7 protein-coding genes are annotated in these 7665 nt (G+C 49.7%); 3 read left to right on the forward strand and 4 right to left on the reverse strand.

Features of this window, described 5'->3' with window-relative positions; translation table 11 throughout:
• Nucleotides 1-208: 208 nt before the first annotated feature.
• Nucleotides 209-2995: a DNA polymerase I gene (polA, locus tag AAIG26_RS21440; protein WP_343181427.1), complete on the reverse strand. Its 2787-nt coding sequence runs from the start codon at nucleotides 2993-2995 to the stop codon at nucleotides 209-211.
• A 422-nt stretch (nucleotides 2996-3417) separates the two neighbouring features.
• Here polA and AAIG26_RS21445 point away from each other — a divergent pair, with 422 nt between their 5' ends.
• On the forward strand, nucleotides 3418-4326 hold the full coding sequence (locus tag AAIG26_RS21445; protein WP_045512427.1) for an acyltransferase: 909 nt from the start codon (nucleotides 3418-3420) through the stop codon (nucleotides 4324-4326).
• A gap of 12 nt (nucleotides 4327-4338) precedes the next feature.
• Here the strand turns inward: AAIG26_RS21445 and dsbA are convergent, their stop codons facing one another.
• The 3 genes from dsbA to AAIG26_RS21460 all read right to left on the reverse strand — a co-directional run bounded on the left by dsbA (nucleotide 4339) and on the right by AAIG26_RS21460 (nucleotide 6310).
• Entirely contained in the window at nucleotides 4339-4962 is a 624-nt protein-coding gene (gene dsbA, locus AAIG26_RS21450) for a thiol:disulfide interchange protein DsbA (protein WP_020455881.1), read from the reverse strand.
• Between the two features lie 16 nt (nucleotides 4963-4978).
• Complete coding sequence (locus AAIG26_RS21455) at nucleotides 4979-5965, reverse strand: serine/threonine protein kinase (protein ID WP_343181428.1); 987 nt, start codon at nucleotides 5963-5965, stop codon at nucleotides 4979-4981.
• 75 nt (nucleotides 5966-6040) lie between these two features.
• Entirely contained in the window at nucleotides 6041-6310 is a 270-nt protein-coding gene (locus AAIG26_RS21460; RefSeq protein WP_343181429.1) for a YihD family protein, read from the reverse strand.
• A gap of 69 nt (nucleotides 6311-6379) precedes the next feature.
• Here AAIG26_RS21460 and mobA point away from each other — a divergent pair, with 69 nt between their 5' ends.
• Both mobA and mobB read left to right on the forward strand, forming a co-directional pair.
• Nucleotides 6380-6967 carry a molybdenum cofactor guanylyltransferase MobA gene (gene mobA / locus AAIG26_RS21465; protein ID WP_343181430.1) on the forward strand — a complete coding sequence of 196 codons (588 nt, stop codon included), beginning with the start codon at nucleotides 6380-6382 and terminating at the stop codon, nucleotides 6965-6967.
• Nucleotides 6964-7473: a molybdopterin-guanine dinucleotide biosynthesis protein MobB gene (gene mobB, locus AAIG26_RS21470; protein ID WP_343181431.1), complete on the forward strand. Its 510-nt coding sequence runs from the start codon at nucleotides 6964-6966 to the stop codon at nucleotides 7471-7473. Before mobA ends, mobB begins: the two co-directional genes overlap by 4 nt.
• Nucleotides 7474-7665: the final 192 nt, after the last annotated feature.

Raw genomic sequence — 7665 nt, forward strand, 5'->3', positions numbered from 1 at the left:
AAATCCGATTACGTGAAGTAAAAGGTCTGAAAGATAGAACATCTTACCTCTGTACCCTACGCGAATAACTCTACTCCCTTTTTAGATCCGGACAAAGCACTTTTTGTAATTTCTTTTCAATTTTTACATAGGGAATTCTAATGATTGTCACAAAACTCACGGTGATTTGTTGCTTACTTACAGAAAAAGCTCTTTACCCACCGAATACTTAGTGCGCTTGATCCCAGTTCTGACCGCTCCCGACTTCCACCAGCAACGGCACATCCAGTTTAGTGCTGCTCTCCATCAGTTCATGGATCTTTTTCGACACGGCCTCAACATCATCTTTGTGCACTTCAAACACCAGTTCATCGTGTACCTGCATGATCAACCGCACGCGCGGTTTCTCGCTTTGCAGCCAGCTATCTACAGCGATCATGGCGCGTTTAATGATGTCCGCAGCCGTTCCTTGCATTGGAGCATTAATCGCCGCACGTTCCGCACCGGCTCGTCTGGCTCCATTGCTGGATTTGATGTCCGGCAAGTAAAGACGACGCCCGTCCAGTGTTTCAACATAGCCACGCTCTTTCGCCTGTGCGCGGGTACGCTCCATATATTCCAGCACGCCAGGATAACGCTCGAAGTAGAGATCCATATACTTCTGCGACTCTTTACGCGGGATATTGAGCTGGCGCGATAAGCCAAAGGCGCTCATGCCGTAAATCAGCCCAAAGTTGATCGCTTTCGCGCTGCGGCGCTGCTCGTTACTGACACTTTCCAGTGGCAAACCAAACACTTCTGCCGCTGTTGCGCGGTGAATGTCTTTACCTTCGGCAAATGCAGACAGCAGGCCTTTGTCGCGTGACAGGTGCGCCATAATACGCAGCTCGATTTGCGAGTAGTCCGCCGAGACAATGACGTAATCTTTCGGCGCGATAAAGGCCTGGCGAATACGGCGGCCTTCTTCATTACGTACCGGAATATTTTGCAGGTTCGGATCGGTCGAAGATAAACGGCCCGTTGCCGTCACAGCCTGATGATACGAGGTATGCACGCGCCCGGTTTTCGGGTTAATCATCAACGGCAGCTTATCGGTATAGGTCGATTTCAGCTTCGCCAGCCCACGATGTTCGAGAATGACTTTTGGCAGTGGGTAATCCAGCGCAAGCTCTTCGAGCACCTCTTCCGACGTCGACGGCGCGCCACCAGGCGTTTTCTTCAACGGCTTAATGCCCTGCTTCTCAAACAGAATGGTTTGCAACTGCTTGGTTGACGAGAGGTTAAACGGCTCGCCCGCAATTTCATGCGCCTTTTTCTCCAGCTCTGCCAGGCGCAGCGTCAACTCTTCGGAGTGCTTGTGTAACACGGCGGGATCGATATTGACGCCGTTACGCTCGATACGCGAAATTACCGGCACCAGCGGCATTTCGATGTTCTGGAAGACGTTCAGCGGCCCGGCATTGTTTTGCAGCTCCGGCCACATCTTCAGATGCAGTTGCAGCGTGACATCGGCATCTTCCGCCGCATAACGCCCGGCCTGCTCAAGATCGATCTGATTAAAGGTCAGTTGGTTTTTACCTTTACCAGCGATCTCTTCAAAGGTGATCGTTTTGTGCTTCAGCCAGCGCTCGGAGAGACTGTCCATATCATGACGGCCAGCGACGCTATCCAGCGTGTAGGATTCCAGCATGGTATCGAAGGCAATACCGCGCAGTTCAATGCCGTAATTTTCCAGCACGCCGCGATCGTATTTAAGGTTCTGCCCCACTTTACGGACATTTTCATCTTCCAGTAGCGGTTTCAGCAATTCCAGCACGTGTTCGCGCGGAATTTGATCCGGAGCATCAAGATAATCATGCGCAACCGGCACATAAGCCGCGATACCCGGTTCGGTCGCAAAGGAGAGGCCAACCAGGTTGGCGCTGATATTGTCCAGGCTGTCGGTTTCCGTATCGAAAGCAAAGAGCGGTGCGCTTTTCAGTTTGCCAATCCATGTTTGCAACGTCTCTTCATCGAGAATGGTGACGTAATTTTCCGCTGACAGCGCGGCTGCGGGAATATCAGCTTCTGCCTCAATCTCAATGGTTTCCTGCGGTTTCGCCGCCAGTTTACTGCCTTTCGCCTGGAGCCACTTGCCCGCTTCTACATCTGCACTCCAGCGTTTGAATTCATATTTCTTAAACAGCTCAAGGAGCTCCTGCACCGCAGGCTGCTGAACCTCCAGCTGTTCGCAAGTCAGCTCCAGTTCAACATCCGTTTTGATCGTGGCCAGTTGGTAAGAGAGGTAAGCCACCTCTTTGTTCTGCTCAAGCTTCGCCGCCATGGTTTTGGCACCGCGGAAGGTGAGCCCGGCGATTTTATCCGATTCGGCATAGAGCGTGTCCAGGCCGCCCAGCCCTTGTAGCAGCGCCTGCGCCGTTTTCTCGCCAACACCTGGCACACCTGGAATGTTATCTGAGGAGTCCCCCATCAGAGCGAGGAAATCGATAATTAACTCCGGCGGGACACCATATTTTGTCACCACTTCTTCCGGGCCAAGGATCGTGTTGGTCATGGTATTGATAAGCGTAATATTTGGCGTCACCAGCTGCGCCATATCTTTATCACCTGTGCTTATCAGCACGGGCCGCCCCGCTTTTTCGGCTTCACGCGCCAGCGTGCCGATGACATCATCCGCTTCAACGCCGGAGACCGCCAGTAACGGCAATCCCATCGCTTTTACCATGGTGTGCAGCGGCTCAATTTGCGCACGCAAATCGTCCGGCATTGGCGGGCGATGTGATTTGTAATGCTCAAACAGTTCATCACGGAAGGTTTTGCCTTTCGCATCAAACACCACCGCAGCATGTGTCGGCTGGTATTGCAAAATCAGGCTGCGCAGCATGTTGAGCACGCCGTACATAGCGCCAGTAGGCTCACCGGCGCTATTGGTCAGCGGCGGAAACGCATGATACGCGCGATAAAGGTAAGACGAGCCGTCAACAAGGATAAGTGGGTTTTCTGGGATCTGAACCATGATGTCCATGCCTGTTTATCAAATTATGGTTAAAGGATGCCACAGACAGGGAGAAAACATGAGTTTTTCGCGGAAAATGCCGAAAAGATTTCGCGATCGTCGGGATCGCTCGCATAAACATCCTGTGGATAAGTTTGTGAATAGTTTTTATCAGGCTGGACTTTTGTGCCATTTCGCCGATCGCAGGATTATACAAATTATTTATATTCAATGAGTTATAATATAAAAGATGATCGTTATTGCTATTTGCTGACAATTTACGCTGTGTGGATATAAGTAATTTTGATTTGATTTATTGCCAATAATTCCTCAGGTATTACCAGCAAGGTTTAAGCATTCCTGATAACCGTTTTCTGTTAAGATCTGCGCCTTGCGCTTGTTTTAGTGTGCTTTTAGCAGCTAACTTTCTGAATAATATAACTATGTCGAGATTCCTTGCGGTAGCCACTCTATTTTTGAGTGTCCTGCTCACCATATTGGTTACCATTTTTTGCTCCGTGCCCATTATTATCGCCGGAATGCTCAAGCTGTTAATTCCCGTTCCCGTGGTATGGCGCGCGATCTCCGCTTTCTGCAATTTTATGATGTATTGCTGGTGTGAAGGGCTTTCCTGGTTATTGCATCTCAACCCTTATTTAAAATGGGATGTTGAAGGGCTGGAAGGCCTGGATAAGAAGAACTGGTATTTGCTGATCTGCAATCATCATAGTTGGGCAGATATTGTGGTGCTATGTGTACTGTTTCGTAAACATATTCCCATGAACAAATATTTCCTTAAACAGCAACTGGCGTGGGTACCTTTTATTGGTCTAGCCTGCTGGGCGCTGGATATGCCTTTTATGCGCCGTTACTCCAGAAGTTATCTGATTCGCCACCCTGAACGTCGGGGTAAAGATGTCGAAACTACGCGCCGTTCATGCGAGAAATTTCGCTTTCACCCAACCACCATTGTGAACTTTGTTGAAGGCTCACGTTTTACAGAAGAAAAGCGCCAACAGACACGCTCTTCTTTCAAAAACCTGCTGTCGCCAAAAGCAGCAGGTGTTGCCATGGCGCTAAATGTATTGGGTAAACAGTTCGATAAATTGCTTGATGTTACGCTCTGTTATCCGGAAAACGACCGGACGCCGTTCTTTGATATGCTCAGCGGTAAGCTGACGCGTATTGTCGTGCGAGTCAATTTATTGCCGGTGGATGAAGCGCTACATGGCGACTACGTTAACGATAAAAATTTTAAACGGAGTTTCCAGCAGTGGCTGAATAAACTGTGGCTTGGAAAAGACGAACTGATTGATACTATCAAAGCAGAATACAAAAACGCCGGTCAGTGACCGGCGTTATTTTTACTTCTTCTCAACCAGATATTTCACGGTATTTGCGTAGTCCTGAACGAAGGCGTCCAGGCTGCTCCCGTCCATACCCTGCAGGTTAACCTGGTATTTCCCGTTAACAAACATGGCAGGAACACCCTGCAGTTGTAAATCCGCAGCCGCTTTTTCTTGCTGAGCAACCAGCGATTTCACCACGAAGCTGTTCCACGCAGCATCATACTCTTCGCCTTTCACGCCCGCGCTGATGAAGACATCGCGAATATCAGCAACAGACTTCACGGTTTGCGTTTTCTGCACGGCTTCAAACAGTGGAGAGGTGATTTTATCCTCCACACCAAGCGCCATGGCCACAGCCCACGCCTGCGTCATCTCTTTACCCAGTGGGCCTAAGAATTCCACATGGTATTTGGTCATTTTTGTCCCTTCAGGCAGCTTCTTCTTCACCGCGTCAGCAACATGCCAGACCTGCTCAAAGTCGTAGCAGTGCGGGCAATAAAACGAGAAGAACTCAAGCACCTGCGGCTCTCCCGCCACTGGCTTATCAAGCGTAATAAATTGCTTGCCGTCTGTAGGTTGTGCTGCTGAGGCGCTAAAAGCCAGAATCATTCCTGCCAGCGCCAGCCAAATCTTCTTCATGGTCAACTCTCTCCATTTAATACATTGGTGTTAATGCTAAAGGTGGTTCTTGAAGAACTTTCACCTGTTCAAGAAAAATCAATATTTGCCTGCGCCAGTGATCTTCACTACTCAGCCACGGAAAATTTTTGGGAAATGCTGGATCGTCCCAACGACGAATCAGCCATGCCAGATAGTAAACCAGGCGCATGGCGCGTAGCGGCTCCATTAACCCCAGCTCAGCCATGTTGAATTCACTGAATTCTTCGTAGGCCTCCACAATTATCTCCAGTTGCATACGCTGCTCGGCTTTATCGCCGTGTAGCAACATCCAGAGATCCTGTACGGCGGGGCCATTACGGGCATCGTCTAAATCAACGAACATTGGCCCGTCTCGCCAGAGAATATTCCCTGCATGGCAATCACCATGCAGACGCAGAAGATTAAAACGGTTATGCCATTGCGCCATTACAGCATCGATAAGCTTATCGGCTGCACGCAAAAATTCATCTTTTAAAGCAGAAGGAACGAGCGTTGATGTTTCAAAAAGTTGGCGTGGCTCAATCAGATATTCTTTAACGCCTATTTCCGGACGACTTATAAAACGCTTTTTACTGCCGGTTTGATGCATACGGCCAAGGTAGCGGCCCACCCACTCCATTTGCTCCAGGTTGTCGGCTTCAAACTGACGGCCGCCAACGCTTGGGAAAACGGCGAGAAAGAAGTCCTGATGCGTGAGTAAGGTTTGATTGTTGAAAGCGAGCGGCGCCGCAACCGGCACGTCATCACGCTGCAAATCTAAAGCAAATTCATGCTCTTCAAGAATTTGTTCTGCAGACCAACGCGCCGGGCGGTAAAACTTCACCACATAGCGTTTGCGATCTTCATCCTGAAATTGATAAACGCGGTTTTCATAGCTGTTAAGCGGGGTAAGCCCGGAATCCACTCGGATCCCCTGCTCAAACAGCGCATCCATAATGGTATCCGGGTGTAATGTCTGGAAAGTAAAGGCGTTGCAGGTCATCCTGGGATCCGAAAATACGACTAATAATTCAGGATATCATTTCGTAGCGTATTCGGTTGCGCCGCTTACAAGCTTTTACTCTTTAATTACGCCGCGCGCGCGCAACAGCGCGGTTTTAAAATCCTCTTCATAATCCTTCTGAATGCCGGGGATCACCGCATCTTTCGAGGAGTCGCGCATTTTCAGGTGATAGATCAGGATGTCATCACTTAAATCCGCCAGGTCGCCTTGATAACCTGACTCTTGCGCCAGTTTCTGCAAAAATTGCACTAAATTAAGCTCCGGCTCTTTTTGCCATGCGGGCTGGAGAAGTTCGATAACTTCATTCAGGCGTTTACATTTCATAATCGTGCTCCTTACTCTGGGTACAGACACGTTAGCAGGGTAAAACCCACAATAAAAGAGGCGATAAGGGTGACGGACAGTAGTGCAGTAACAGGTGTGGTGCTGGCGGGAGGAAAAGCCTCGCGGATGGGTGGAAAAGATAAAGGGCTGCAGGAATTAAATGGCAAACCGCTGTGGCAACATGTTGCGGAACGGCTGGCACCACAGGTATCCAGCTTAGTTATCAGCGCCAATCGAAACCTTGAAATCTATCGCGCCAGTGGCTTACCCGTCCTCACAGATACGCTGGATGATTTTCCCGGCCCGCTGGCGGGAATTCTCTCCGTTATGCAGCAAAGCGATGGGGAGTGGTTTCTGTTTTGCCCGTGCGATACGCCGCGTATACCAACGGATCTTATGGCTCGGTTACAAAAGAACCGGCAGCATAATGCGCCGGCAGTGTGGGTTAATGATGGCGAACGAGATCACCCGGCAATTGCTCTGGTACACCGCAGCGTTTTACCATTTTTGCAGGATTATCTCGCCAGCGGCGAACGTCGAGTGATGGTATTTATGCGACAAGCCGGAGGACATTCGGTGGATTGTAGTGATGTGAAATCCGCATTCACTAATGTGAACACCCCTGATGATCTCGCGCACTGGCAGGAGAGAACATGATCCCATTACTTGCTATTGCTGCCTGGAGCGGAACCGGCAAAACGACGCTGCTTAAAAAGTTGATTCCAGCTCTCTGCGAACAAGGTATTCGTCCGGGCTTAATCAAACATACTCATCACGATATGGACATCGATAAGCCCGGTAAAGACAGCTATGAATTACGTAAAGCAGGTGCGGCGCAAACGTTGGTTGCCAGTTCACAACGATGGGCGTTAATGACAGAAACCCCAGATGAAGCCGAGCTGGATTTGGCATATCTGGTTAGCAGAATGGATGCAACAAAACTGGATCTGGTATTAGTCGAGGGTTTTAAACACGAGGCAGTGCCTAAGATCCTGCTCTGGCGGCATGACTGCGGTCATGATTTAGCGGAGTTAACGCTGGACAAGCATGTTATCGCCATTGCCAGTGATATTCCTCTGAGGCAGGGTGTGCCGGTACTAAACCTGAATGATATTGAGCAGATAGTAACGTTTATTTTGCGCTGGATGAGGCAAGTAGGTTAGTTTTTTGGGGCTCAATGCCTGTTTCACATGGGGCTTTGTTCTGGACAGGCAGTCACGCCTGTTGTGCGCTGCCCCCGGCAGGCAGGCTGCTTTTCCGTCACGCACAGAGGATTGCTGAAAACCAGCAACCGGCATCACAGGGTGTGGGTTCACAGCGTAAAAACGCAAAAAGGCCATCCGTCAGGATGGCCT

Origin of the sequence: Kosakonia sp. PSU_27 (assembly GCF_039409795.1) — a bacterium.
Lineage (GTDB): Bacteria > Pseudomonadota > Gammaproteobacteria > Enterobacterales > Enterobacteriaceae > Kosakonia.